Source organism: Kitasatospora sp. NPDC127035, assembly GCF_042726075.1.
Classification (GTDB): Bacteria; Actinomycetota; Actinomycetes; order Streptomycetales; family Streptomycetaceae; genus Kitasatospora.
In genome coordinates, this window is sequence record NZ_JBHXDN010000082.1 from 1 (window position 1) to 25251 (window position 25251).

Annotated in this window: 19 protein-coding genes; 5 read left to right on the top strand and 14 right to left on the bottom strand. The window is 75.0% G+C overall.

Going from position 1 to position 25251, the window contains the following annotated elements:
- Positions 1-167: 167 nt before the first annotated feature.
- From ACFWIC_RS35605 to ACFWIC_RS35640, 8 genes are all read right to left on the bottom strand, one after another.
- Positions 168-410, bottom strand: coding sequence for a hypothetical protein (locus ACFWIC_RS35605; RefSeq protein WP_380363707.1), 243 nt, complete (start codon positions 408-410; stop codon positions 168-170).
- A gap of 96 nt (positions 411-506) precedes the next feature.
- Positions 507-2327, bottom strand: coding sequence for a carbamoyltransferase (locus ACFWIC_RS35610; protein ID WP_355408049.1), 1821 nt, complete (start codon positions 2325-2327; stop codon positions 507-509).
- Positions 2328-2338: 11 nt separating this feature from the next.
- Positions 2339-4699 (bottom strand): iron-containing redox enzyme family protein, encoded by a 2361-nt coding sequence (locus ACFWIC_RS35615; protein WP_380521079.1) that lies wholly within the window; start codon positions 4697-4699, stop codon positions 2339-2341.
- A 157-nt stretch (positions 4700-4856) separates the two neighbouring features.
- Positions 4857-5891: an IopA gene (locus ACFWIC_RS35620; protein WP_380521081.1), complete on the bottom strand. Its 1035-nt coding sequence runs from the start codon at positions 5889-5891 to the stop codon at positions 4857-4859.
- 171 nt (positions 5892-6062) lie between these two features.
- Entirely contained in the window at positions 6063-7325 is a 1263-nt protein-coding gene (locus ACFWIC_RS35625) for a sensor histidine kinase (RefSeq protein ID WP_380521084.1), read from the bottom strand.
- A 302-nt stretch (positions 7326-7627) separates the two neighbouring features.
- The gene (locus ACFWIC_RS35630; protein WP_380521086.1) at positions 7628-8278 is read right to left on the bottom strand and encodes a hypothetical protein; all 651 of its coding nucleotides are present in this window, start codon (positions 8276-8278) and stop codon (positions 7628-7630) included.
- 53 nt (positions 8279-8331) lie between these two features.
- Positions 8332-8550: a hypothetical protein gene (locus ACFWIC_RS35635; RefSeq protein WP_380521087.1), complete on the bottom strand. Its 219-nt coding sequence runs from the start codon at positions 8548-8550 to the stop codon at positions 8332-8334.
- Positions 8551-8961: 411 nt separating this feature from the next.
- The gene (locus ACFWIC_RS35640; protein WP_380521088.1) at positions 8962-10077 is read right to left on the bottom strand and encodes a GlxA family transcriptional regulator; all 1116 of its coding nucleotides are present in this window, start codon (positions 10075-10077) and stop codon (positions 8962-8964) included.
- 156 nt (positions 10078-10233) lie between these two features.
- On the opposite strand from ACFWIC_RS35640, the gene ACFWIC_RS35645 reads away from it, so the two are divergent.
- Together ACFWIC_RS35645 and ACFWIC_RS35650 are read left to right on the top strand one after the other, a co-directional pair.
- Complete coding sequence (locus tag ACFWIC_RS35645) at positions 10234-11061, top strand: S1 family peptidase (RefSeq protein WP_380363323.1); 828 nt, start codon at positions 10234-10236, stop codon at positions 11059-11061.
- Positions 11062-11241: 180 nt separating this feature from the next.
- Entirely contained in the window at positions 11242-12219 is a 978-nt protein-coding gene (locus tag ACFWIC_RS35650) for a GlxA family transcriptional regulator (RefSeq protein ID WP_380521090.1), read from the top strand.
- A 264-nt stretch (positions 12220-12483) separates the two neighbouring features.
- Here the strand turns inward: ACFWIC_RS35650 and ACFWIC_RS35655 are convergent, their stop codons facing one another.
- Together ACFWIC_RS35655 and ACFWIC_RS35660 are read right to left on the bottom strand one after the other, a co-directional pair.
- Positions 12484-13713, bottom strand: a complete 1230-nt coding sequence (locus ACFWIC_RS35655) for an LLM class flavin-dependent oxidoreductase (protein WP_380521092.1) — start codon at positions 13711-13713, stop codon at positions 12484-12486.
- Entirely contained in the window at positions 13710-15062 is a 1353-nt protein-coding gene (locus tag ACFWIC_RS35660; RefSeq protein ID WP_380521093.1) for an NtaA/DmoA family FMN-dependent monooxygenase, read from the bottom strand. Before ACFWIC_RS35660 ends, ACFWIC_RS35655 begins: the two co-directional genes overlap by 4 nt.
- Before the next feature lie 302 nt (positions 15063-15364).
- On the opposite strand from ACFWIC_RS35660, the gene ACFWIC_RS35665 reads away from it, so the two are divergent.
- A complete protein-coding gene (locus ACFWIC_RS35665) occupies positions 15365-15802 on the top strand; it encodes a hypothetical protein (protein WP_329950199.1) in 438 nt (145 codons plus the stop codon).
- A 174-nt stretch (positions 15803-15976) separates the two neighbouring features.
- Here ACFWIC_RS35665 and ACFWIC_RS35670 read toward each other — a convergent pair whose 3' ends face one another.
- The 3 genes from ACFWIC_RS35670 to ACFWIC_RS35680 all read right to left on the bottom strand — a co-directional run bounded on the left by ACFWIC_RS35670 (position 15977) and on the right by ACFWIC_RS35680 (position 19833).
- Positions 15977-16129: a hypothetical protein gene (locus ACFWIC_RS35670; RefSeq protein ID WP_329878077.1), complete on the bottom strand. Its 153-nt coding sequence runs from the start codon at positions 16127-16129 to the stop codon at positions 15977-15979.
- A 236-nt stretch (positions 16130-16365) separates the two neighbouring features.
- Positions 16366-19323 carry an AAA family ATPase gene (locus ACFWIC_RS35675; RefSeq protein ID WP_380521095.1) on the bottom strand — a complete coding sequence of 986 codons (2958 nt, stop codon included), beginning with the start codon at positions 19321-19323 and terminating at the stop codon, positions 16366-16368.
- A gap of 111 nt (positions 19324-19434) precedes the next feature.
- Positions 19435-19833, bottom strand: coding sequence for a hypothetical protein (locus ACFWIC_RS35680; protein ID WP_329950201.1), 399 nt, complete (start codon positions 19831-19833; stop codon positions 19435-19437).
- 499 nt (positions 19834-20332) lie between these two features.
- Here ACFWIC_RS35680 and ACFWIC_RS35685 point away from each other — a divergent pair, with 499 nt between their 5' ends.
- Positions 20333-20827 carry a hypothetical protein gene (locus ACFWIC_RS35685; RefSeq protein ID WP_380521097.1) on the top strand — a complete coding sequence of 165 codons (495 nt, stop codon included), beginning with the start codon at positions 20333-20335 and terminating at the stop codon, positions 20825-20827.
- Positions 20828-20944: 117 nt separating this feature from the next.
- Here ACFWIC_RS35685 and ACFWIC_RS35690 read toward each other — a convergent pair whose 3' ends face one another.
- Positions 20945-21928, bottom strand: coding sequence for a phosphotransferase (locus ACFWIC_RS35690; protein WP_380521099.1), 984 nt, complete (start codon positions 21926-21928; stop codon positions 20945-20947).
- Between the two features lie 491 nt (positions 21929-22419).
- On the opposite strand from ACFWIC_RS35690, the gene ACFWIC_RS35695 reads away from it, so the two are divergent.
- Complete coding sequence (locus ACFWIC_RS35695) at positions 22420-25236, top strand: BTAD domain-containing putative transcriptional regulator (protein WP_380521101.1); 2817 nt, start codon at positions 22420-22422, stop codon at positions 25234-25236.
- Positions 25237-25251 lie beyond the last annotated feature (15 nt).

Below are 25251 nucleotides of genomic sequence, written 5' to 3' on the forward strand. Positions count from 1 at the left end.
GCCGGGTTCGAGTTCACCAGCACCACCCGCAGACCCTCGGCCCGCAACACCCGGCACGCCTGCGTACCCGAGTAGTCGAACTCCGCCGCCTGACCAATCACGATCGGGCCGGAACCGATCACCAGAACGGACTTGATGTCACTGCGCTTAGGCACGCCGGCCCTCCGTCACGAGGTGATCCAGTAGCTGGCGGCGGACCGGTCCACGGCGCGGTCGAGCGGGTCGCGGACCAGCCGGGCGACCAGCCCCACCGGTGTGAACACCAGCAGGTAGACGAGCAGGAGCAGCAACTGCAGGCCGGTCCGGCGCGCGGCGTCCAGGCGTTCGCCGTCGGTGCGTGCGGTCCTGCGGGCTTCGGCGCCGTGAGGTTCGGTGCTGGGACGTGCGGTGCTGGGACGTGCGGTGCCCATCGGGGTCGTCCTTCCGGAGTCCGGGAGTCGGGTGGTGCGGAGGAGGGTGGTCGGGGCCGGGCGGGTGGTCGGGGGTCGGACGGCGGGGGCGGGTGGTCAGTCGAGCGGGATCTCGTCGCGCCAGTCGCCCTCCTCGGTCCAGGCCGGCTGGTCGGCCTTGGCGAGCAGGAAGCCGCCGATCGCCAGGGTGTCGATGTCGGTGCGCATGAAGCAGCGGTAGGCGTCCTCGGGGGTGGCCACGATGGGCTCGCCGCGCACGTTGAAGGAGGTGTTGACCAGGACGGGGCAGCCGGTCCGCTCCTTGAAGTCGCCGAGCAGCCGGTGCAGCCGGGGGTCGGCCTGCGCGGTCACCGTCTGGATCCGCGCGGAGTGGTCGACGTGGGTGACGGCGGGGATGGTGGAGCGGGCGGTCCTCAGCCGGTCCAGGCCCCGGGCGTCCCCGTCCGACTCCAGCCGCTGCTGTTCGGCCACCTGGGCGACCACCAGCATGTACGGGCTGGGCTGGGAGAGCTTGAAGTACTCCTCCGCGTCCTCGGCCAGGACGATCGGCGCGAACGGACGGAACGACTCCCGGAACTTGATCTTCTGGTTCATCACCGACTGCATCGCCGGGTTCCGGGGGTCGCCCAGGATCGAACGCCCGCCGAGTGCCCGGGGGCCGAACTCCATCCGGCCCTGGAACCAGCCCACCACCTTGCCGTCGGCGAGCTGGTCCGCGACCCGCCGGGACAGCTCCTCGGAGCTCAGCCGGGTGTAGGGGATGGCGTGGGCGTCGAAGTACGCCCCGATCCGCCGGTCGTCGAAGCCCGGGCCGAGCCGGGAGGAGCGCATCGCGTCCCGGCCCTGCCGCGGGTGGCGGCGCGGGGCGCGCTGGGCCAGCAGGGCGGCCCCGAGGGCACCGCCGGCGTCCCCGGCGGCGGGCTGGATCCAGACCTCGTCGAAGATCCCCTCCTCGACGATCCGGCCGTTCGCCACGCAGTTGAGCGCGACGCCCCCGGCCAGGCAGAGCCGGCGCTCGCCGGTCCGCTCGCGGGCGGTGCGGGCCAGCCGGACCATCACCTCCTCGGTCACCTGCTGGACGGACGCGGCGAGGTCGAACTCCCGCTCGGTGAGCGCGGCTTCGGGCTCCCGGCGAGGACCGCCGAACAGCTCCTCGAACCGGCGCCCGGTCATCACGTGGCCGTGCAGGAACTCGAACCAGTCGGTGTCGAGGTGGAACGAACCGTCCGGCTTCAGGTCGATCAGCCGCTCCCGGATCAGCCGTGCGTAGACCGGCTTCCCGTACGGGGCGAGGCCCATCAGCTTGTACTCGCCGGAGTCCACCTTGAAGCCGCAGAAGTAGGTGAAGGCCGAGTACAGCAGACCGAGCGAGTGCGGGAACCGCAGCTCGGCGAGCGGTCGCAGGCCGTCCCCGGTGCCGTGCCAGAGCGAGGTGGTGGCCCACTCGCCGACGCCGTCGACGCAGAGCACCGCGGCGGACTCGTACGGGCTCGGGAGGAAGGCGGAGGCGGCGTGCGACTCGTGGTGCCCGAACCGCCGGACCGGGGGGACGTCGCCCAGCCCCAGCCCGCGCAGTTCCTTGCGCACGGTGTCCAGGGTTCGGGCCTTCCACCCGAGCCAGGCGGGCATGACCTCCCGGAAGGAGCTCCAGGTGTGCGGCGCGGTCGCCGCGTACGTGGCGAGCACCCGGCGGAACTTGCGGGCCGGGTCCTCGTAGTAGGCGATCGCGTCGACGTCGTCCAGCGTCATCCCGGCCTCGTCGAGGCAGTACCGGACGGCCTGCGCGGGGAAGGCCGGGTCCTGCCGCCGCCGGCTGAACCGCTCCTCCTGGGCGGCGGCCGCGATGCCGTCCGCGCCGACCAGCGCGGCGGCGCTGTCGTGGTAGTAGGCCGCGATGCCAAGCACTGTGGTGGCCACCGGTCAGCTCCTCAATTCCTCTTCTTCAACGTGACGTTCAGTGCCGCGTACAGGTCGGGCACGGTGCCCTCCGGGGGGTTGAGGGACCGGTACCCGGCCCGGACGCGCTCCCAGACGGTGCTCTCCTGCTGCGGGCCGACCACACCGGGGAGGTCGGCCATGTAACTGTCGATCGCGTCCGCGGCCCAGGCGGAGTGGCCGGTGGCGACGTTGTCGATGGTGTTGTGCAGGTCCACGAACTGGGTGCTGAAACCGTGGTGCCGCAGGGCCGCCCGCGCGCTCCGGTAGCTGCCGCCGACACCGGAGAGCTCCATGGCGAGGTTGAGGCCGAGGATCTCCGGCTGGAAGCGCTGCGGGAAGCGGGAGACGCTCAGCCAGTAGACCGGCAGGGCGAAGGAGTCGTCCCGGAGCCCGGGCCACCCGGCGAACCCGGCGGAGTCGGTGGGCGGCAGTTCGACGCCCATCGTGGCGAGCAGGTCCCGGTAGATCTTCGGGTGGTTCAACTCCCTTTCGCCGTTCCCGAGTTCGTCCCAGTATGTGCGAAAGAGGAACTGGCCGCAGCGGGAGGAGGCCAGCCGGTAGTCGGTGAACCCCTGCAACCAGCCGCCGTCGATCATGATCAGTGGTGCCAACTGGAGCGTGGAGTCGATGAGTTCCTCCCGGCTCGGGATCGGCACGCGGTTCTCGGTGAACTCCGTGCCGTGCCGGTCGTGCGCCTGGTCCAGCCACTCCCGCAGGCCGTTCTCGCCCGCCCAGGCGGCCGGCAGCTGCTGAGGGGCGCGGTCGAGGCCGTAGCGGGCCCGGGCCAGCCAGCGGCGGGCGTAGTCGTACGCGTACCGCCGCAGGCCGGGGGTGTCCTTGCGGGCGAGCAGCGCGCGGTACGCCGCCCGGACGTCGAGCCGGGGGAGCGGGGCGCCGTCGGGGGCGGACGGCGCCGGGGCCGGACGCTCCTGGTGCAGGTACCAGGAACGCTGGGCCCGGTGCAGGGCCCGGCGGTCGTCCGGTCGGCCGGGGCCGTCGCCGTCCGTCGCCGCGTCGCCCGCCGCAGCGCCCTCGGCCGCACCGCCGTCGACCGAACTGCCGTCGACCGAACTGCTCGCCGCCCTGACGCCGTTCGCCCCGGGGGCGCCGTCGGTCGGCAGACCGGCGATCCAGCGGCGCAGGACGGCGATCTCGGCCGGTGTGAAGATCCGGAACATCGGACCCTTGGGACCGATCAGGCCGCGCAGCAGCGGGCTGGCGTCGGGCCTGCCCGGCCGGACCAGCGGGCTGGCCGCCAGCGCGTCGAGGAACGGGCCGGGCCCGCTGCCGACGTCCGCGAACCACGCGCCGAGCGGCCGGCCCGCGAGCTTGAACCGGGAGTGGTAGACGGCGGCCTGCCGGGCCCGGGTGCAGATCATCCGCCACACCTCGTAGTCCGGGTGCCGGGAGATCAGCGCCTCGTCGAGCAACGCGTCGCACCAGCGCCGCAGTTCACCGAGGGCCCAGTGGAAGCCCCGGCGCAGCCGCTCCGCACCGGCCGGCCCGTTCTCCGCCAGGTACTGGCGGGCGGCGGCGGCCGACAGGTCCAGCGCGGTGGCCGTCGGCTCGCCGCGCGCGGCGCCGAGGTCCAGGGCCAGGACGTCGTCCCGGTCCAGGACCTCGGGTCCGAGCCCCGCGAGCGGGGGCGGCAGGCCGACCGACCGCAGACAGAGGTCGGCACCCAGCAGTTCGGGCAGGAAGGCGCCGGGCTGCCGGCTCATGGCGAGCAGCAGCGCGGGCAGCCGGAAGCTGAAGCCCTCGACCCGCTCGTTGGCGGCGAGCCGGATCCGGGCGATCGGCTCCTCGATCCGGTGCCGGTGCAGGACGCGGCTGTAGTCGGAGCCCCGGTCCGCCTCCGGGTAGCCGACGCCGACGTCTGCGGCGTACAGGGTGAGCACCCGCAGGGCGAGCTCGGTCTCCGCGTTGCCCGAGCTGGACAGCCACTGGAGCCACGCACCGGCGGACAGGGCCAGTGGCGCGCAGTTCAGCAGGACGCACCGGACGGCCGCGCCGTTGTCCGGCCCGCCGGTCGGGCGGACGTCCGGTCCGTCGTGCGGGCGGACGTCAGGTCCGGACAGGACCTTGCGGAACCGTTCGCCGACCTCGGCCGCCCAGGTACGGGCGAGCCCGGTCAGCTCCTCGAAGTCCGCTTGCCCGTCGGTGGGTTGATCGCCGGCGGGTTGTTCGCGGGCAGGTTGTCCGGTGCGCCGGCCCTCCGGGCCGGCGGCGGCGAGCGCCGCCCGCACCGGTTCCAGGTCCGCCGGCCGGAGCGGCAGGTCCCCCTCGGGGTCGAGCGCGCGCAGGTACAGGATGCGGTGGTCGGGCTCGGGCTGGACGGCTGTGTTCCTCATGGCGTACCGCGCACCTCCGTTCGGGCGTGGGGATCAGAACATCGGGTAGATGGAGCTGTCGTTGCGGCGCTTGCGACGGCGGCGGCGGAACAGCGCGACGATCTTCCGGAACATCGGTCGGCTCCCTACTGCTGAGGTGGTCGGCGGGTGGTGCGGCTCAGAGGTCGAGCGCGGTGCGCATGAGCTCGGCGGTCACCTGGTGGCCCCGGTCGGTGAGGTGGACCTGGTCGACGAAGAGCCACTCACCGGCGGCCGGTGACGCCGCGATCGCCGCGTTGGCGTCGAGGAACGGAACCCCGAGTTCCTGGGAGACGGCCGCCAGGCGCTCGGCGTACGCGCGGTGCACGGCCGGGTCGAGGACCGGGGCGAAGAGGTTCCACATGCCCGCGCGCTCGTTGCCCGCTTCCGCGATGAGTGCCCGCTCCTCGGCCGTGAACGGCTTGCGGGTCCAGGCGGCGGTGGGCTGCAGCACGTAGTGGAGCCGCGCTCCGAGCGGGGTCACCAGGTCGGCGAGCGCCCGCAGGTCGCGGGCCACGTGCCGGACGGCGGTGTCGATCCGCTCGGCGGGGTCGGGCACGGCGGTCCCGCCGTCCGCAGGCTCGTCCTGCCGGCCGAGCCGTTTGGCGACCCGGCCGAGCCGGCCCCGGGCCCACCCCGGCTGGCCCAGCCGCTGCCCGAGGTCGGGCGTGCCGAGCTGGCCGAAGAAGTCGCCCGAGAAGAAGAACTGCGGGTAGTCGTCGTCGGCCTGCGGCAGACCGGCCACCACGAGGTTGTTGAGCCCCGAGAAGACCAGGACGTCGCGCACCGCCGGCAGCCGGTGCCGGTGCAGCAGGAAGAGGAGGACCTCCTGCGTGGAGTTGAAGGCCGGCGCCGCCAGGTTGAGCCAGGGCCGGGCGCGCGGGCCCCGGGCGAGCAGCGAGGGGATCGTCCAGGCGTCACCGCCGGCCCCGAAGCCGAAGGCGGGGGAGGCGCCCAGGACGACCCCCACCGGTTCCTCGGGAACCGTCCCGTGCAGGGAGACCGGCCCGGCGGTCCCGTGGGAGACGCGGAACCCTCCGGCGTCGGTGTTCACCGTCGAGGAGCGGTAGCCCGTCCGGTTGAAGAACGTCACGTGCGGCAGCCAGCGCATCTCGCCGGTCGCGAAGTCCTCGTACTGCCTGATCTGCGGCGTCAGCCGGTGCTGCGCTTCCACTGCGGCGCCTCCGATGTACCGGTGGGTCTCTTCGACCACCGAGTCTTCGAGGCGTGCCTCGAATGCCGCTCGAACCCCGTCGGAGCCCTGTCCCGGAGCCCTGTGCCGGGCCCGGCACAGGGCCCGCCCGCCCCGGGCGCAGGGCGGTCCGGGGCGGGCGTCGGTCCAGGGTCAGGCGGCGGCCTGACAGGGGTCCTCGGCCGAGCCGGCGGACCCGGCAGAGCCGGTGGACCCGGTCGAACCGTCGGCCCCGGTGCCGGCCGTCCCCGGGTGCACCGGGCACTCGGCGTACAGCCAGAACCAGTCGCCGCAGCTGGTCGTGGTGACGGTCCCGCCGCTCAGCGCGAGCCGCGCGCGGAGGTTGTTCAGCCCGATGCCGCGCCGCACGGAGGCGGTCTCCGGTGAGGCCCGGACCCCGTTGTTGGCCACCGACAGATGGACCCGGCCGGCCCGCTCCGCGATGATGACCGTGCACCGGGTGGCGTCGCTGTGGCGGAGCAGGTTGGTGACGGCCTCCCGCATCACGATCGACAGGTTGGTGCCCACCTGTTCGTCGAGCCGTTGTGGCGGCTGCCCGTCGATTCTGAGGCTGACCCCGGCGGTCTCCAGGGTCCCGCGCACCACTCTCAGCTCCCGGGCCAACGACATGGCCTGCGGCCCGGTGGCCACCGCACGTACGTCGGCCAGTGCCTGACGGGCGATCAGAAGAGTGTCCCGGAGCTCGGACTGGGCCCGGCCGTCGTCGGTGCCGACCAGGCGCTGGATCAGCTCGATCTTCAGGGTGATCGCCGAGAGGCTGTACCCGAGGAGGTCGTGCAGGTCCCGGGAGAACCGCAGCCGCTCGCTGGAGACGGCGATCCAGGCCGCCCGCTGCCGGGCCTCGTGCTGGCGGTGCACGAGGTCGCACAGTGCGCTCAGGCCGTAGGTGAGCAACCCGACTGCCAGCGAAGACAGTTCGAGGTACATCGGCGCGAGCCCGTCGTGCTGGCGCGTGGAGAGCGCCAGCAGGGCGACGTTCACGAGCGCGTACAGCGCCCAGGCCAGCGGTCTGCCGCGCAGCGCGATGAGGATCGCGCCGCCGAGGAAACCGCTCAGGCTGCCCGAGAGGACATCGGTGAGCGGCAGGGTCAGGAAGGTCAGGACGGCCTGGAGGCTGAGCAGCCAGGCGGTGTGCTTGCGCGGCGCTCGGAGCGCCCGGGGGTGGCAGTTGTAGAGCTGGAGGAGGAAGCAGCAGGTCACGATCAGCAGGGCGCTCACCAGCCCTGGTCTGTCGTGGGTGCGCTTCGCGAGATTGACGGCTCCGATGATGCTGAGCCCGAAGGTGACCGCTCCTACGAGTGCGTAGGCGAACCGTGGCGGCATGGTCTCGCCGTGGGGTTCTTCGGTGACCGGTGCGGAGACAAAACGGTGGGGACTCTTTGTGGGGATGTTCATGCCCTCGCCCTTGATCGGTGTACGGCGAGTTCATACACGGGGTGCCTGGGTGTCATGCACAGGGCGGCCAAGTTGGCCGAAACGCTGACGGGTTCGGCGGACCGGTCAACACCCCGGTCCGCCGAACCCGCGGCACCGCGCCCGACACGGGTCACGTCCGCCCCAGGTCGATGCCGGGAGACCGGCTCCTCCCGAAGGGGGGACAGGTCGCCCGTGAGCTCGGTCGGCACCCGGACTTCGGCCGCCCACAACAGGCCGAAGAGCACCGCACAGGCGATCGCCGCGTCCTTGCGGGGGCGGGCTCAGAACTCGTCCGGCAGGCACTCCTCGTGCAGTGCCCCGCCGAAGGCGTGGCGGGCGTGCTCGCGCATCCGCGGGCCGTAGGTGCGGTCGTCCGCCAGGTCGGAGTAGCCCTCGCCCCGGAGGGTGATCAGCCCGGCGGTGTCGGCCAGGTAGACGTCCAGCCCCGGGTACATCAGCATGATGCACGGGATGTCGTCGACGTCGAGGGCGAACACCGGGTACTCGCCGTGCGCGTCGGGCTCGCCGGTCGCCAGGACACGGCGCGAGTCGGATCCGCCGGGGAGCAGGAAGCATTCGTCGAAGCGGTCCGACAGCGCGGCGAAGCAGGAGCCCCACGGCTCGCCGAACTCCTCGTCGGCGAGTTTCCCCATCGGGCGCGGAGTGAAGTCGCCCTCCGGTCCGAACCAGTCGAACCGGCGCAGCAGGCTCGTGTCGTAGGCCAGCCAGCGCCGCAGGCTGGGCGGGAGCGGGCGCCCGCTGGGGAAGGTGATCCCGGCCAGGACGTCGGCCGGCAGCGGCTCCGGAGCGCCCGTGAGCCAGGGGCCGACCCAGGGGCTGTAGCCGAGGACGAGCCGGTGCGGATCGGCCTCGACGGAGGCGACGACGCGGTCGGTCAGTGCGGTGCCGTGGTCGGCGGTCGGGGAGGTCATCGGTCTCGGCGTCCTGTCCGTGGGTGGCCGGGTGCTGCTCGGTCGCGCCGAATCTACGACCGGCCTCTGACAGTTCGGCGGTCGGGGACGGGCGGCCGGACGCCGGTGCGGGGTCGGACGGAGTCGGCGTAGCGGTGGCCGGCGAAGGCCCGGACCGCGTCGGGGACGGCCACGCCCCGGTCCGGCAGCCGGTCCAGGCGCAGCAGCAGCGCGGACACCTGGTGGCCGGCCCGGAGATGGGTCCGCCGGATCCCGAGTTCGGCGCCCGGCACCGCGTACACGGTGAGCCACGGGCGCCGCGTCCGGCCCGGCAGCGGACCGCAGGTTACGGCGGAGAGCTGTTCCCGGCGCACGAACACCTCCTGACCCCCCGCTCCCGCACCGCGAGGCCGGCCGGGCCCACCCGGAGCCGCAGCGGACGCCGCCGACGCCGGAAGGAGCGCACCGACATCCAGCACCCGAGGACCGCGAGGAGCGGCCGGACGTCGACCAGCTGGTCCGGCCGGGTCACCCCGTCGCGCCTCAGGTACGCGACCGTGAACACCAGGACGACGGCGGTGACGGCCGGCGTCAGGAGGGTGAACGACGGGCCTCGGGTGGGGTTGTGCGGCGCGGTGCGGCACGGAACGGCGCGGTGGGCAGGGCGCGGCAGTACGGAAACCCGGCCCGTCGCGCCCGGGCACTCAGGGGCGGTGCGGCACGCGTTCCCCGGGGGCGTCGGGCCCGACGCTCCCGGCCGCCCCCTCCTGCGACCACGTCAGGGTGGCGACGACGGAGCGGAACGCGTTGCGGTAGACGCTCGGGCTGCTGCCCGTGTACCGCTGGAAGTGATGGCGGAGGTTGGCGGGCGTCCCCAGCCCCGTACGGGCGGCGATCCGGGCCACCGGCTCGTCCCCGCGCTCCAGGAGGCGCTGCGCCCGCTGGATGCGGGCGCGCAGGAGGTACTGGAGCGGCGGCAGGCCGGTCTCCGCCCGGAACCGGCGGGTCAGACCGCGGACGGTGAGCCCGGCGTGCCGGGCGATGTCGTCCAGGGTGAGCGGGCGGTCGAGGTGGGCCTCCATCCACCGAAGGGTCGGCCCGAGACCGGACCCGGCCGGTCCGGGCGTCCCCGGTACCCCACGCGCGGTCACCGGGTCCGGGCAGTCCGTGCCGTCGGTGCCGTCCGCGCCCGCCGGCCCGGTGACCGCGCCGCCGCCCGCCGGCCCGGCCGGGCCGTGCAGCTCCAGGAAGACCTGCCGCTCCGTCTCGATAGCGACGGGTACACCGTGGTCGAGGGTGATCAGGCGGAGGCAGAGGTCGAGGCCGCCGAGCACCCCGGCCGCGCTGTAGAACGGGTCGGCCTCCACCACCGCCCCCTGCGGGTCGACCTCGACCCGGGGGTGGCGTGCTGCGAGTTCCGCCGCGTGCCGCCGCCCGGTGGAGGCCCGGCGGCCGTCCAGCAGCCCGGCCGCGGCGAGGGTGAACGTTCCTGTGCCGACCGACCCGATCCGGCAGCCCCGGGCGGCCGCGGCCCGCAACGCCTCGGCCACCCCGGTCGGCGGCTCGTCCAGGTAGCCGTCGTGCCCGGGCACCAGCACGGTGTCGCCGGTCCCCAGCTCCGCCAGACCCTCCGGACCCCACGGGGTGTCCAGCCCGAACGGGGCCGCGCCGCCGGTGCCGCGGAACCCCGGCGCCGCGCAGTACCGCACCTCGTAGTCCACCTGCGGGTGGCAGCGGGCGGCCGTGCCGAAACAGATCCCCGGTGCGGTGAGCTGGTGGCCCGGCACACCGTCGAGCGCGAGGACGGCGATCACTGGCATGTCCAGAATTTAGCCCAGGGTGACACCGGTGCTGCTGTCGGCCCCCGGCGCCGGCGCGAAGGATGGAGCACACGGCGCCGCAGGCCAGAGGCCTTCCGGCAGCCGGTTCCGACCATCCCGCGGCGCGCGTCGGCGCGCCTGACGAACGGATCCCCTGTGTCCAAGCCGAGTACCCGCCTGCGCCGTGCGGCGCGCACCGTCGCCGTCGCGCTGGCCGTGGCGGCCAGCGCCGCGACCATGACCGGCCCGGCCGAAGCCGTCGTCAACGGGCAGAACGCCGAAGGGCGTTACCCGTTCATGGCGTCGATCCCGATCACCGTCCCCGACCTGAAGTTCGACGACGGCGTCTGCGGTGCGACCCTGATCCACCCCCGCTGGGTGCTGACGGCCGCCCACTGCGTCGACACCCGGCTCGTGAAGCCCGACGGCATCGTGCGCATCGCCTCCGACCGCCGCACCTCCGGCGGCACGGTGCGCGGCATCGAGCGGGCCGTGACCCACCCCGGCTACGCGCTGGGCGTCGACGGCGCACCGAACGAGAACGACCTCGCGCTCGTCCGGCTCGACCGGCCCGCCCCGCAGACGCCGATCCGGCTGGCCGACCGGCCGGCCCCGCCCGGAACGCCCACCCGGATCCTCGGCTTCGGCACCGTCGTCGACACCACGGACATCACCCGGGCCGCGTTCGCGAACCGGCTCCAGCAGCTCGACACCCGCCGGGGCGCCGTCGACGAGTGCTCGCCCGGCCGGGCGGGGCTGACCCGCCTGTGCACCGTCAGTCGGGTGCCGGGGGCGATGGCCTGCATCGGGGACTCCGGCGGCCCGCAGATCCAGCGCGGCCGGGGCGGACGCTGGGAGCTGGTCGGCGCCACGTCCGGGGACGGCGACACCGACCCCACCTGCTCGACCGGCCCCGGGCTCTACAGCAGCGTGCCGGCCTACGCGGGCTGGATCCGGTCGACCATCCGCACCTACGAGGGCTGACCCGCCGCCCGCCCCACCCCGCCGCCCGCTCCTGCTCGCCGCCAGCTCCTCCCCGCCGCCCGCTCCTCCTCGCCGCCCGCCCGGTGCTCCGGATCCCGGTCCGGGGCACCGGGCGGTTCCCCGCCCCTGCCTCCCACCCTCCTCGTCCGTGTCCGAACCCTCCCGGAATATCCTCCTCCCATGCCAGTGATCGCCGTCCTCGTCCCCGACCGCCTGCCCGGGCACCACCTCACCACCCCCGGCCTGGTGTTCGGCACCGCGGCCCGCGACCACCCCGGTGTCGCCTACGACGTCCGGCTGTGCGCCGCGGGCGACGGCCCCGGGCCGGGCAGGATCGGGCTGCCCGCGCCCGCCGCGATCACCCTTCCGTGGGGCCTGGCGGGCGCGGCCGACGCGGACGTCGTCCTGCTGCCCTCGCGCGAAGCCCTACCCGTCCACCAGGGCCTCCCTGCAACCGAGTCGGCCGAGGTCCTGCACGCCGCCGCCGCGCGCGGCGCCCGGATCGCCGCGGTCGGCACGGGGGTGTTCGACCTCGCGGCCACCGGCCTCCTCGACGGCCGCCGGGCCACGACCGGCTGGCGCCACCAGGAAGAACTGGCCCGGCGTCACCCCCGCGTCGAGGTCGACCCCGCCGGGACGCTCGTCGGCGACGGCCCGTTCCTCACCTCGGCCGGGATCTTCGGCGGGCTGGACGTCTGCCTGCGCGTGCTGGCGCAGGACCACGGCGAACAGGTCGCCGGCGACACCTGCCGGGAACTGCTCAGCCCGCTCGTGGTCCACGCGGAACGCGTGCGCGAGGGCATCGACCGCGGACTCGCGGACAGCAGCGGCCTCGACGACACCCTGGTCTGGCTGGACAGCAGGATCCACCTGCCGCTCACCCCGGCCGACATCGCCGCGCACGCCGGTATCAGCGTCAGCAGCCTCAACCGCCGCTTCCGCGCGCGCACCGGCCTCAGCGCCCAGCGCTACCTGCTGCGCCTGCGCCTGCAGCGGGCCCGTGAACTGCTGGAGGGCACCGACGACCCGGTGGAGTCGGTCGCGGCCCGCGCCGGCTTCACCTCCCCGGCCGGACTGCGGCACCACTTCGGGCAGCTCACCGGCACCACCCCCCGCGCCTACCGCGCGCGCCACCGCACCACGGCGCCCGGTCCCTGAAGGCGCCTGCGTGAGCGGCGGCGCGCGGGCGTGAGCTGCCGGACGTGCGGCCGGTGCGGATCCCCGGCCTCCCCGCCCCGGTCGAACTCCCCGGGCGTGCCGACCGAACAGGCCCTGCCGATTGCCGAGTTCACGCCCCGGACGGCTGCCGGACGCTGTCTGACGTGCCTGACCCTGCCGGTCGGACCGGCCGGAGACGGCGGCCGCCCGACCGGCAGGGGGCTGCCGGGCCGTCCGGTCGGCCCGTCCGGACGCCCTGTCAGGTCAGCCCGCCCGGTCGGCCGTGTAGCGACTGGCGGGCCGGGGGAGGCCGAGGTGGCCGCGCAGGGTCCGTGCCGTGTACGCCGTCCGGAAGGCACCGCGCCGCTGGAGCTCGGGGACGAGCCCGCGGGCGACCGCCACGAGGTCGTGCGGCAGCCGGCCGGGGCGCAGCCGGAACCCGTCGAGCCCGGCCGTCCGCCGGTCGAGGAGGAGGTCGGCGAGCTCCGCGGGCGTCCCGGTGAAGATCTCCGCGTCGGAGCGCAGCGGTTCGCCGTTCAGCTCGTCGAGCCGGTCCCGTTGACGGGCGGCCTCGCCGGGCCGGTCGTCGAGGAACACCAGCAGGTCCGCGAAGACCTTGAGGGGCCGGTCGGGGGACCGGCCGACCGCTGCGCCGGCGGTGGCGACCTCGGCCAGGATCGCCGCGGTGCCGGCCGGGGAGTGCGGGGTGACGAAGACCAGGTCGGCGCCCTTGGCCGCGAGTTCGTACGGGATCCGGGCGTGCGCGAGGACGGCGACCGGCGGCTGTCCCTGCGGTGGGCGCGGGGTGATGGACGGGCCGCGGACGGCGAAGTGCTCGCCGTGGAAGTCGATCGGGTGGAGGCGGTCGCGGTCGAGGAACCGGCCGGTGGCGGTGGAGCGGATCTCCGCGTCGTCCTCCCAGCTGTCCCAGAGCCGTCGTACGACCTCCACCACGTCGGCGGCCTCGTCGAAGAGGGGCGCGAGACGCTTGGAGATCGCGTCGGAGTCCTGGACGTCGTCGTGGGTGAGTCGCGGTGTGGTGCGGCGCCCGAAGTGGGCGGCGTCGTCGGCGCGGGAGGAGAGCTGCGGGCGCCAGCCGGCCCGGCCCTGGCTGGTGAAGTCGAGGGTGGCGAGGGCGGTGGAGAGGTGGAACGGCTCGGTGTGGGTGACGTTGGTGGTCGGCACCAGTCCGATCCGCGAGCTGAGCGGTGCCACCCGGGAGGCGACGAGGACGGCGTCGAGGCGGCCGCGGACCTGGTCGGTGCGGTCGTCCGGGGTGGTGGGGTCGGCGGACTGGAGCGCGAGGGTGTCCTCGAAGGTCACCAGGTCGAGCAGGCCGCGTTCGGCCTCCGCGACGAGGTCGGCCCAGTACCCGGCCGTGAACAGCTCGCCGGGGCGGGCGTCCTCGGCGCGCCAGGCGGCGGGGTGCCAGCCGGCGCCGTCGAGCGCGACGGCGAGGTGCAGCGGCGGCCGGTGCGACTCGGTGGGGCTCATGCGGTGGCCTCCTGCGCCGTTCGGCGGGCCTCCGGCAGCCCGAGGTGTTCGCGGAGCGTGCTGCCGGAGTAGTCGGTGCGGTACACGCCCTTCTCCTGGAGCAGCGGTACGACCCGGTCGACGAGCTCGTCTAGCCCGCCCGGGGTGAGGTGCGGGGTGATGACGAAGCCGTCCGAACCGTCGCTCTGCACGAACGCGTCCATGGCGTCGGCGACTTCGCGGGGCGTGCCGATGAACGTCTGCCGGCCGGTGACCTCGGTGACGAGCTCCCGGATGCTCAGGTTTCGTTCCCGGGCCAGCGTGCGCCACTGGCGGGCGGTCGCGGCCCGGTCGATCCGGAACAGGGCGTGGCCCTTGAACAGCAGGCTGTCGGGGTCGGGGTCGATGTCCGGGAGCGGGCCGTCCGGGTCGTAGCCGGAGAGGTCGCGTCCCCAGACGCCTTCCAGGTGGGCGATCGCCGTCCCGGGGCCGATCTGGGCCCGGCGGATCTCGGTGGCCCGCTCCCGGGCCTCCTCGGCGGTGTCGCCGAGGACGTACGAGACGGCGGGCAGGATCTTCAGCTGCTCCGGTGCGCGGCCGTGGCCCGCCAGCCGTCCCTTGACGTCGCGGTAGAACTCCTGGGCCTCGGCGAGTCCGGCGTACCGGCTGAAGACCACGTCGGCCGCGGCGGCGGCGAACTCCCTTCCCTGGGGGGACTCGCCGGCCTGGATGACCACGGGGTGGCCCTGGGGCGGGCGGGGCGTGTTGAACCGCCCGGTGATGTCGAAGTGCGTGCCCCGGTGGGTGAAGGACCCGGCGCCGGGGCGGACGAACCGGCCTCCGGCCGCGTCCGCGAGGACGTCGCCGTCGGCCCAGCTGTCCCACAACTCCCGTGCGGACTGGAGGAATTCGGCGGCCCTGGTGTACCGGTCGGCTTCCGGGAGGAAGCCCCCGCGGCGGAAGTTCTCCCCGGTGAAGTCGTCCCGGCTGGTGACCACGTTCCAGGCGGCGCGGCCCTCGCTGAGGTGGTCCAGCGCGGCCAGCCGCCGTGCCACCTCGTACGGTTCGTTGAAGGTCGAGCTGACGGTGGCGGCCAGTCCGATCCTGGAGGTGACGGCCGCCAGCGCGCTGAGGACGGTCAGCGACTCCGGGCGGCCCGCGACGTCCAGTTCGTAGATCTCGCCCTTGTGCTCGCGCAGGCGCAGGCCCTCGGCGAGGAAGAAGAAGTCGAACTTGCCCCGCTCGGCGGTCCGCGCCACGTGGCGGAAGGTCTCGAAGTCGATCTGGCTGCCGGCGCGCGGGTCGGACCAGACGGTGGGGTTCCCGATCCCGGGAAGGAACACGGCGAGATGGATCTGTTTTCCTGACACGACGAACGACCGCCTCCCGTCAGCCCGTTGGCCGGGCCTGCCCATCCTGCGCACCGCCGGGAAGCGGGGGCAACCGTCGCAACCAACTGTTCACGGGCGGACATGGGGCGCCATGCGGGGACACCCGACCGGCGGGTTTCGGACAGACAAAGGCTGAAATCAGAAAATGGCTTCGAAATGAAGGCTGGAATCAAATATTCCGCTTGAATCCATGGCAGTATGTGGGGTGTGAAGCGTGAAATGTCACATGGCTTCCACCTGACTTCCACCTGACATTCCTACCTACGAACGGGAAGCACCCGATGAATCGGCTCCTCGCCATTCTTGCCGGCAGCACCCTCCTGACCGTCGCCGGCGCCGCCCAGGCCACCGCCCAGGCCTCCGACGAGGCCGCGTCCGCCGTCGTCACGAGGACCTGCGTCAGCAGCTACCGCGGCGTCGTGGTCAACGAGCTCTGCGCCGTCGTCTACGGCGACCAGGTCACGTTCACCGGAACGGCCACCCCGAGCAGCGTCGCGTGGTCGCCGCGGGCCGTCCCCTTCCGCTTCACCGCCTCGGTGGTCGGCGGTCTCCAGCTCGGCGCGCTGAAGCCGGCGCCGGTCGTCAGGCGCAGTGCGACCGAGGTGGGCACGATCTCCGGTGTCGTCCCCTGCGGCTCGACCGCCGAGGCCACGATCGAGGCCACCGAGTGGGGCTGGCCGCCGTCGATCGCCACCCTCGCGGTGCCGGCGAACTGCTGACCCCGCTCGGGTGGGAAGGGCCCTGCCCGGCCGGTCGGGCAGGGCCCTTCCGCGGCTCCGGTCCCGGTCGCCCGCCTCGCACGGCGCCTGCGGGGCGGGAGACCGCGTCACCGGCTGCCGCGCGCGGTCACCGGCGCTCCGCCGGCGCTCCGTCGGCGACGAGGGGCACCCGGGTCAGGCGCGGCTCAGCCTGGCCAGCCGCACCAGGGCGAGCGGGTGGTTGGCGGCCTTGCGCGGGGAGGGCGAGATCCACACCGTGGCGCGGACCTGGTCCGAGGCGCACAGCGGCGCGGTGGGCGGGTTCAGCGAGCGGTGACGTGCACTCATGTCGTCGGAGCCTTCCTGGTGGGGGGCGCGGCGGTCCTTCTCTCCGGCCACTCCAGGGAACCGGTCCGGCCGGGCCGGATCAATGCGGAGGACTACCTATCGACGCGGGTGAACGCTGGGGGAGCCGTCCGCGAAGGCGCCGTCCCGCCGGCCGCACCGCCCGTCGCCCCGTCCGCCGCCCCGTCCGCCGCCCACCCGCCGACCGCAGGTGCCCGACGTGCTTCGGGCGCCGCAGGTCAGACCTGCACGCCGTCCGCCGAGCCGCCCCCGATCCCGTCCGCGTCGGCCTTCGCGAGCGCCCGCGCCGTCTCGGCGCGACTCGTTCCCAGCTTGTGGAGCACGTTCGCCACATGGTGCTCGACGGTCCGGGGCGAGAGGAACAGGGCCTGGGCGATGTCCTGGTTGACGGCGCCCTGGGCGAGGAGTTCCGCGACCTGCCGCTCCCTCGGTGACAGGCGCTTGCCGTAGCCGCGGCGTCCCGGCGAGCCGGTGTTGCCGAGGTCGAGGTCCCGGCGGAGCTTCTGACAGCGGGCGGTGTCGGAGGTCGCCGCGACGTCGAGGTAGACGCGTTCCGCGGCGGCGATCCGCTCGGTAGCCCGGGCGCGGTCGTGGGGGGCGAGCGCGGCGGCGATCCGCTCGTCGGCCCGTGCCGCCTCGTACGGCCGGCCGATGTCGTGCCACTGGTTCCGGGCCCGGGTGAACGCCTCGTCGGCGCCGGGCTCGCCGCTCGCGCTGAGCAGGAGTCCCCGGGCGAGGTCGAGGGCCGCCGAGACGGCGGGCGCGGCCCGGCCGGTGAGGGCGTCCGCGGCCTCCTCGGTGACGTCCGCGGCGCGGGCGTGGCCGCCGGTGGCGATGAGCGCCTCGACGGCGACCGGCAGCAGTTCGGCGGTCCGGGCCCAGGCATCGGCCTGACGCGCGGTGGTGAGGGCGGGGCCGACCGTGGCGGCGGCGGCGACGGCGTCGCCCTCCAGCAGTTGCAGGCCCGCGAGGCCGGCGGCGGCGCGCAGGGCGGCCGTGACCTGGGACTCCCGCTGGCCGTACCGGCCGGCGATCTCGAACTCCTCGCGCGCCAGGGCCAGTCGGCCGCGGGCGGCGGCCAGCCGTCCGAGCAGCAGGGAGCGTTCGGCCCCGGCCATCGCCAGGTCGTCGAACTCCGCGCCCAGGGTGTCGAAGCGCTGCTCCAGCTCCTGCCAGCGGCCGGCCAGCATGTCCAGCCGGATCAGCGCGAGGCGGCTGTAGCACTCCAGGTACGGGATGGCCGCCTGCCGGGCCAGTCGCCGGCTCTCGGCCAGCAGGTGTGCGGCCCGGCGGTCGTAGCCGAGCTCGATGCCGATCTCACCCGTGTTGTAGAGCGCCCGGGTGGTCTGCCGGACGACCTCGGGGCGTTCGGAGGACCGGGGCAGTTCGTCGAGCCGGTCCCACACCGCCGGGTCGCCGTCCCGGGCCATGAAGGTGAGCGAGGTGGCCCGCACCGCGGCGGCCACGTCCTCGTCCGGACTGGTTGCCAGGAGGCCGTCGGCCCGCGCCAGCCAGTCCGCCGCGTGCCGGCCGGCGCCGTCGCGCTCGTCCATGGCGATCGCGACCATGGCCCGGGCGGCCCGGCTGGGGCGTTCCTCCAACTCCTCCAGGGCTTCCCGGATCCGGTCGAACCCGGCCCGGTTGCCGCTGTGGACGGCGGTGAGGAAACCGAGGGCGAGACGGATCTCGCCGCGGTCCGCGACCGGCAGCCGGGGATCGGCGACCATGCCGCTCAGGACCTGGATGCTGGCCGCAGGGTCCACGTCGTCGGCCGCGATCCGGGCCAGGGCCAGCGCGGCCCGCCCGCGCCGCTGCGGGTCGAGCCCCGGCTCGTCCAGGAGGCTGCGCAGCATCGCCCGGGCGCTGCCCGGGTCGCCGAGGGCCACGGCCTGGTCGGCGGCGGCCTGCGCGAGGTCCTGCCAGGCGGGGCGGTCGCCCATGGCCAGCGTGTGGTGGGCGATCTGGACCAGCGGCCGGGGGGCCCGGGTGTCCAGGGCCTCGACCGCCCGGCGGTGCAGGACCCGGCGCTGCGGCCCGGGGACGCGCCGGTAGGCGACCTGCTGGGCCAGCACGTGGCGGAAGGCGTAGCGGTCGGGGGCGCTCTCCTGGAGGACCGCCGCGTGCAGGGCCTCCGTCAGGCCGTTCGCGCCGTCGGCGGGGCCGAGGCCGGCGACGGCGGTCAGCAGGTCCTCGTCGGCGGGGACGGCGAGGACGGCGGCGGCGGCCACGACGGCGTCGCCGGCGCCGCTGAGACGGGCGAGCCGTTCGGTGACGGCGTCGCGCAGGCCCTGCGGCACCTCGCGCCGGGCCAGCCGGGCGGCCAGGTCGGCGGCCGGGTCGGCCCCGCCCGGCCGGCTGCCGGTCCGGGTCTCGGCCCGGCTCTCGGCCCGGGGCCGTTCGGCGATGGCGAGCAGGTCCTCCTCGGCGGTCAGGGGGAGGCCCTGACTGCGGTCGAAGAGCACGCGGGCGAGGTCGGGGGTGGCGCGCGGGCCGAGCGCGGCGCGGGCGAGCTCGTGGACGTCCGGCTCGGTGAGGGGGCCCAGCCGGATCAGCGCACCGGCCACGCCGGGCGGGCGCCGGTAGGCGGCGCCGAAGGCCGGTGCGTCGGGCGGCATGTCCTCGGCGCGGTAGGTGACCGCGAGGGAGAGCCGCGGCGGCATGTCGCGGGCCAGCTGGAGCAGCAGGTCGCGGGTGGCGTCGTCGGCCCAGTGCAGGTCCTCGATCACCAGGACGGCGTCGTCGAGTGCGCCGAGCAGCGCGCGCAGGCCCTGGACCAGCAGATGGCGCCCGGAGAGCAGGCCCTCGCCGCCGGACGGTGCGGGGGGCAGGTGCGGGGCCAGGTCGGGCAGCACCCAGCGCAGCGCCCCGGCGCTGGGCGGGAGGTCGCCGGGCGGGGGCAGCAGGGCGGCGGCGTCCCGCAGGGCGTCCACCACGGGGCCGAACGGCAGCGGTTCGCGCAGCGGGTGGCAGAGTCCGCCGAGCACGGCACGTCCCGTCCCGGCCCGGGCCGCGACGGCCTCGGCCACCAGTCGCGACTTGCCGATGCCGGCCTCGCCCTCGACGACGAGCACGGCCGGCGGGCGGGACAGCGCGTCGCACGCGAGGGCGAGCTCGTGGTCGCGGCCCACCAGGGCGAATCCGGAGCCGTGGGCGGCCGGCGGCTGGGGCCGGCTCATCGCCGTGCTGCCGCGGGGCGGGCGTGGCGCTCGGCGTATCCGGTCTGGGCTGGCATGACCCCTATGATGCCTCCGCCCCGGTCGGGCGCGTCGGGTGGGCCCGGGTGCACGTCACCCCGGCAGGCCGGCCGGGACGCCGCCGGGGGTCCGGCGTCCGGGGCGCACGACGCGTCCCGGTGTCTCGACGACCTCGCAGCCCGCGCGGGCCAGCCGTGCGACGGTCGCCGCGGCGGTGCGGTCGTCGAGCGAGAAGACGAACGGCCCGGGGACGAGGACGACGTCCACCCAGCCCTGCTCGGCCGCCGTCACCAGCTTCTCCAGGGCGGGCAGCGGGCCCCTGGCGGAGCGGCCGTGGTCGGCGTAGACGTCCGGGAACGGCAGGGCCAGCCGGACGGCCAGCATCTCCATGGCGGTGCGCACGTACTCCGCCTCGCGGGTGTCGTAGGGCTGGCACCGCAGGTACATCGCGGGCCGTCGCACCGGTCCCACCGGCGTGCGGGCGTCGTCCATGCCGTTCACCTGGCCTTGTTGTCGTGGAGCGCGTCGTGGGGCGTCGGGACGGGACGGCGGTGCCGGGCGTGCGATGCCGTCGGTGGCCCGGCAGGCCCGTGAGCCCGTGAGCCTGTGAGCCCGCCACCTCCTGACTCGTGTCCGCGCCGACCGCAGTGGCCACGGTGACCGCTGTGGCCGGTGCGACGCCCGGGGCGATGATCCAGCGGACCTCCGGAATCGTGCGGAGAACAATGCGGGGGAGTACCCATCTCTCGCTCCGTGTCCTGGTGGGCGGAGGTTCCCCGGGCCGGCGCTCCGACCCCGCCCGCGGTCGCACCCGGTGGTTTTCGGTCACGCATGCGGTGCCCGGTGACCGTTTTTCCGGCAGGGGAGGCGATGTGGGCGGTCGGCGCCGGTTTCCGTGGCAGTATCGACGTTGCGATGTGACATATCACATTGTGTTCGAAGGGTGTCGGCCCCACACGGCATGCCTAGCCGACCCTCAGGAGAGAAACCCGTGAAGCGAACCGCCCTCGTCCTCGCCACTGCCCTCGCCCTCGCCGGTCCGCCGGCCGCCGCGATGGCCGCCCCCGCCACTGCCACCACTCCTTCTGTCGGCGCTTCGGCCCCGACGGCCGCCGGTCAAGCCTCCGGGACTGCCGCCGGCCCCGCCGCGGTGACGTCCGGCTGCGGGCCCGCCGTCATGATGATCAACAGGCTGAACTCCGTCTGCGTGACGGTCGACGGCACCTCGGTCAGTGTCTACGGGAGCAGCGCGCAGCTGATCCCCGGGCCCGGACGGAGCTTCCTCTACACGGTCTCCCTGGCCGTCGTCGACGGAGCGGGGCTGGGGACCCGCAGCGGCTCCACCTACCTCGGCGCCGGAACCGGCTACGTCAGTGGCCCGAAGGCCGAAGCCCCGTGCGGGTCGACGGTCCGGGCGTCCTTCTCGCTGACGGACTTCGGCACCCCGCCGCCCGCGTCGACCGTGGACGTCCCCGTCACCTGCTGATGCCCCGCGCTGCGCCCGGGTCGCCCCGGTCCGCCGCCGCGCGGCCACCGCGCGGCCCGGGGCGCCGGGGTCCGGACCGCCGCCGCCCGGGACCCCGTCGGCCCCTGCGGCGGCCCGTCACCGCCCGCGCGGACCCCGACCCCGACCGGGGCCGGGGTCCAGTCCGGGGAAGCGGTCGGACGTGCGGAGGCCGGACGCGTCGAGAAGGCCGCGGAGCAGCGGAGCGAACCGGGGGATCACGGCGTCGGGCGGCCGGGGCCGGTACGCGACGGTGTCGTGGACGCGGACGGCGACGCGCAGGGCGGGCCAGAAGCTGTCGGACACCTCCGCCGTCGCCCCGTACCCGGCGGCGGCCGCGTCGACGAGCCGCTGCCAGGCCTCCGGCGCACCCGCGCCGAGCGACCACCGCAGCCCGATCAGCTCGCCCACGAGCCACCCCAGGTCGGTCGTCGGCGGGGCCAGACAGAGATCCTCGCCGATGAACACCGCGGCCGCGCCTCCCGGCCCGCCGGGCAGCAGTGAACCGAGTCCGGGTGCCCCGTGGCAGAGCACCCCGTCGTCGCCCGGGGCCAGGGCGGCCGAGCACCCCCGGACCAGGGTGTTGTGGCGCCGTGCGCCCAGTGCGTCGCGCAGCAGTTCCGCGCCGGGAACGGGCGAGTCGTCGGTGAGCCAGGCGTGCAGCCTGCGCAGGGCGCGGGAGGGGGCGGGCGGCGGGGTCCCCGGCGGCAGCGGTGTGCGGTGCAGACGGGCCAGCAGCGCGCCCAGGCCGGTGACGGCGTCCACGAGGGCGGTGGGCGGAGCGCCGTCCGCCCTCCGGTCGCCCGGCAGCAGGAGCCGGGCCGCGCTCAGCGGGCTCCGCGCGGAGTAGTGGCGGTGCCCCCGGCCGTCCTCCTCCCCGAGGAGCCAGCCGGTTCCGGCGGCCCGGCCGGTCCCGGGGACCGCGGGCAGGCCGGCGAGCAGCGCGGCCGTTCCGGGGGAGACGGCCGCGAAGGGGGACGGCGCGTCCGGGCCCGGCGCGCGCGACCAGCGGTAGCCGTGCACGGTCCGGCGCACGGTGGTCCGGAGCAGGCCCGTACCGAACTCGACGGCTTCAGCGGCCACGGCCCGCCCCTCGGGCCGCGCCGGACGCTCCGTCCGCCGCGAGGGGCGGGGCGCCGGCGGCACCCCCGTGACCGCCGGCGTCCCCACCCCCGCGGGGACCGGTCCCCCCGCCGGGCCCCGTTCCTCCGTGGGCACCGCCCCCGTCGGCGCCCACGCCCCCGCCACCCCCGGACGAGTCCGGGCCGCCTCCGCTCCCGCCACCCAGCCGCCCCTGTCGTCCTGGACGGTGAAGGCCGTTCTGCACGGTTTCCTCCTGTGGTGTGCGGGGCGGTCGTCCGGCGCCTCGACGCGCGCCGCCGGACGGTGGTGCGACCGCGGTCCCGGCCGGTGCGGCAGATCCGAATCTCGCAGCCGGGACTTGCCCGGACCTTGCGAGGGGTGTTGAACCCGCAGGTCAGCGCCGATGTCGCGTTCCGGCGGCGATGGCTACGCTTGCCACGGGCGGCCCGCTCCCCGCCCTGATTCCGCTCGAAAGCAAGGAGATTGACGACATGTCAGTTCGGATCCGCTTGCTCGGGGGCGTCGAGGTGCTGATCGGCCGGAGGGCCGTCGACCTGGGGCACCCGCGCCAGCAGTGCGTGCTGGTAGCCCTGTTGGCCGATCGTGACGCCTGCGTGACCGCGGAGCAGCTGCTCGAACGGGTCTGGGGCGAGGCCCCGCCCCGTGGTGGCCGGAGCACCCTCTACAGCTACCTCTCCCGGCTCCGGCAGGCCCTGGAGGGGTCCGACGAGGCCAGGATCGAGCGCCGGGGCGGCGGGTACGCGGTCGACGTGGACCCCCTGGCGGTCGACCTGTACCGCTTCGCACGCTGGACGGGCGAGGCGCGGACCGCCGAACCCTCCCGCGCGAGGCTCCTGTTGGAGCAGGCGGTGGCGCTCAGACGCGGCACGCTGCTGCCCAGGATCGACACGCCCTGGCTGAACGAACTGCGGACGCGACTCGACGAACGGCACCGTACCGCCGAGGCCGACCTGATGGACCTCAGACTCGACTGCGGCGAGCACGCGGAGGTGCTCGCCGACCTGCAGCGACTCGTGACGGGCCACCCCCTCGACGAGGGCCCGGCGGGCCGGTTCATGCTCGCCCTGTACCGCAGCGGACGCCAGGCGGACGCACTGGAGCACTACGAGCGCACCCGGAGGGAGCTCGCGGAACAACTCGGCGTCGAGCCCGGTCCGGAGCTGCGCCGTCTGCACCTGCGCATTCTGGCCGCCGATCCCGCGCTGGAGGCGCCGAGGACGGAGTCGGCCCCGGTGGCCGCCGCGCCGCCGTCCGCCGAACCGGGGTTCGTCGTGCCGCGCCAACTGCCCCTGCCGCCGGACCGGTTCACGGCCCGGGAGGCGGAGCTGGAGCGGCTCGGTCCGCGTCGGGGCGAGGGCGCCCGCCCCGTCCTGGCGGTCACCGGGGCGGGAGGGATGGGCAAGACCTGGCTGGCTCTGCGCTGGGCCTACGACAACCTGGACTCCTTCCCCGACGGCCAGTTGTTCGTCAACCTGAAGGGCTTCGATCCCTCCGAGCCCCCGATCCGGCCGCAGACCGCCCTGCGCGGCTTCCTCGAAGCACTCGGGGTCGCCCCGCACGCCGTGCCGACCGACCTCCACGGGCAGACCGGCCTCTACCGCAGCCTGACGGCGGCGAAGCGGATCCTCGTGGTGCTGGACAACGCCCACGACACCGAGCAGGTCCTCCCCCTCCTGCCCGGCGGCCTCGGCTGCACCGCCCTGGTCACGAGCCGCCGTCGACTGCCCGGCCTCGTCGTGGCGCACGGAGCGCACGTGCTGACGCTGGGCGCGCTGTCCGGTGAGGACTCCGCCCGGCTGTTCGGCAGCCACCTCGGACACCCGCGTCCGGAGGCCGAACGGGCCGCCACCGACCGGCTGCTCGCGCTGTGCGGAGGGATGCCCCTGGCGATCGGTGTCCTCGCCGCGCGGGCGGCCGACCGGCCCGAACTCGCCCTGTCCGCGCTGGCCGAGGACCTCGGCAGGGTGCGCAACACCCTCGACGCGTTCGGCGCCGGCGACGGTGACACGACCGCCGACGTCCGGGCCGTCCTCACGTCCTCCTACCGGACGTTCGGCGGGTCCGCGCAACGGCTCTTCCGCCTCCTCGGCGCGCACCCCGGCCCGGACGTCTCCCTCGCCGCAGCCGCCGCGCTCGTCGGCGAGCCGGTTCCGGACGTCCGTCCGGTGGTCGCCGAACTCGCCCGCGCCCACTTCCTGACCGAGGACCGCCCGGGCCGGTACACCCTCCACGACCTGGTCCGGGCCCACGCCCTCGAACTCGTCGCGGGGGACGCGGACCGCGACGGCGCCTTCGACCGGCTGGTCGACCACTACCTCCACACCGCGCTCGCCTGCGACAGCCTGCTGAACGTCCACCAGGACACGCCGCCGCTGCCGCCGCCGCAGCCCGGCTCGGGCCCGTGGCGGCCGGCCGACGAGCGGGCCGCCCATGCCTGGTTCGCCGCCGAGTACCCGGTGCTGGGCACGCTCGTGCAGCAGGCCGGCGGCATCCGGTCGGGCATCCGGCCGGGTGCCCCCACCTGGCAACTCGCGAGCACCCTGAGCACGTTCCTCGGCAGGGGAGCACGGTGGCACGACGTGCTGGCCGTGTTCGAGGCGGCGCTCGACGCCGCCACGGCCGCCGGCGACCGGGCCGAACAGGCCCGCGCACACCGCGAACTGGGCTGCGCCACCATGGAACTGGGCCGCCACGACGAGGCCCTCGCCCACCTGGAGGAGTCGGTCCGGCTCTGCCGGGCCCTCGGGCGGCCGGAGGCCGAGGGGCATGCCGAACTGCACCTGGGATACCTGTGGGAGGTCCGGGGGGACCAGGAACGGGCCCTGCGGCACGACCTGCTCGCCCTCGACCTGTTCGACACGGCCGGCGACGGCATCTGCCGGGCCAGGGCCCTCAACGCGGCGGGCTGGGACTACGCGCAGCTCGGCCGCTACGCCGAGGCGGCCGACACCTGCCGCCGGGCGCTGGACTACCACCGGGAGGTGGGCGACCACCGGGGCGAGGCCAACGCCCTGGACAGCATCGGATTCGCCCTGCAGGGCCTGGGCCGGTACCCGGAGGCCGCCGACTGCTACGAGCGCGCCCTGGTCATCAACCGCACCATCGGCCACCGCTCGAACGAGGCGCAGAACCTCGAACACCTCGGTGACGCGCACCACGCGGCGGGCCACGTCGCCGACGCGCGCGCCGCCTGGCAGGAGGCGGCCGAGGTCCAGACCGACCTCACCCACCGGCTGGACGACGTGGCCCGGCTCGCCGCCAAGATCCGGGACTGCGTCCCGGCCTGACCCGCACGACCTCCT

What these genes read in the sequence shown, in the direction of transcription:
- ACFWIC_RS35605 (WP_380363707.1), bottom strand. Translation starts at nt 410, where the DNA reads ATGGGCACCGCACGTCCCAGCACCGCACGTCCCAGCACCGAACCTCAC.
- ACFWIC_RS35615 (WP_380521079.1), bottom strand. Translation starts at nt 4,699, where the DNA reads ATGAGGAACACAGCCGTCCAGCCCGAGCCCGACCACCGCATCCTGTAC.
- ACFWIC_RS35625 (WP_380521084.1), bottom strand. Translation starts at nt 7,325, where the DNA reads ATGAACATCCCCACAAAGAGTCCCCACCGTTTTGTCTCCGCACCGGTC.
- ACFWIC_RS35630 (WP_380521086.1), bottom strand. Translation starts at nt 8,278, where the DNA reads ATGACCTCCCCGACCGCCGACCACGGCACCGCACTGACCGACCGCGTC.
- ACFWIC_RS35640 (WP_380521088.1), bottom strand. Translation starts at nt 10,077, where the DNA reads ATGCCAGTGATCGCCGTCCTCGCGCTCGACGGTGTGCCGGGCCACCAG.
- ACFWIC_RS35650 (WP_380521090.1), top strand. Translation starts at nt 11,242, where the DNA reads ATGCCAGTGATCGCCGTCCTCGTCCCCGACCGCCTGCCCGGGCACCAC.
- ACFWIC_RS35655 (WP_380521092.1), bottom strand. Translation starts at nt 13,713, where the DNA reads ATGAGCCCCACCGAGTCGCACCGGCCGCCGCTGCACCTCGCCGTCGCG.
- ACFWIC_RS35665 (WP_329950199.1), top strand. Translation starts at nt 15,365, where the DNA reads ATGAATCGGCTCCTCGCCATTCTTGCCGGCAGCACCCTCCTGACCGTC.
- ACFWIC_RS35670 (WP_329878077.1), bottom strand. Translation starts at nt 16,129, where the DNA reads ATGAGTGCACGTCACCGCTCGCTGAACCCGCCCACCGCGCCGCTGTGC.
- ACFWIC_RS35675 (WP_380521095.1), bottom strand. Translation starts at nt 19,323, where the DNA reads ATGAGCCGGCCCCAGCCGCCGGCCGCCCACGGCTCCGGATTCGCCCTG.
- ACFWIC_RS35680 (WP_329950201.1), bottom strand. Translation starts at nt 19,833, where the DNA reads ATGGACGACGCCCGCACGCCGGTGGGACCGGTGCGACGGCCCGCGATG.
- ACFWIC_RS35695 (WP_380521101.1), top strand. Translation starts at nt 22,420, where the DNA reads ATGTCAGTTCGGATCCGCTTGCTCGGGGGCGTCGAGGTGCTGATCGGC.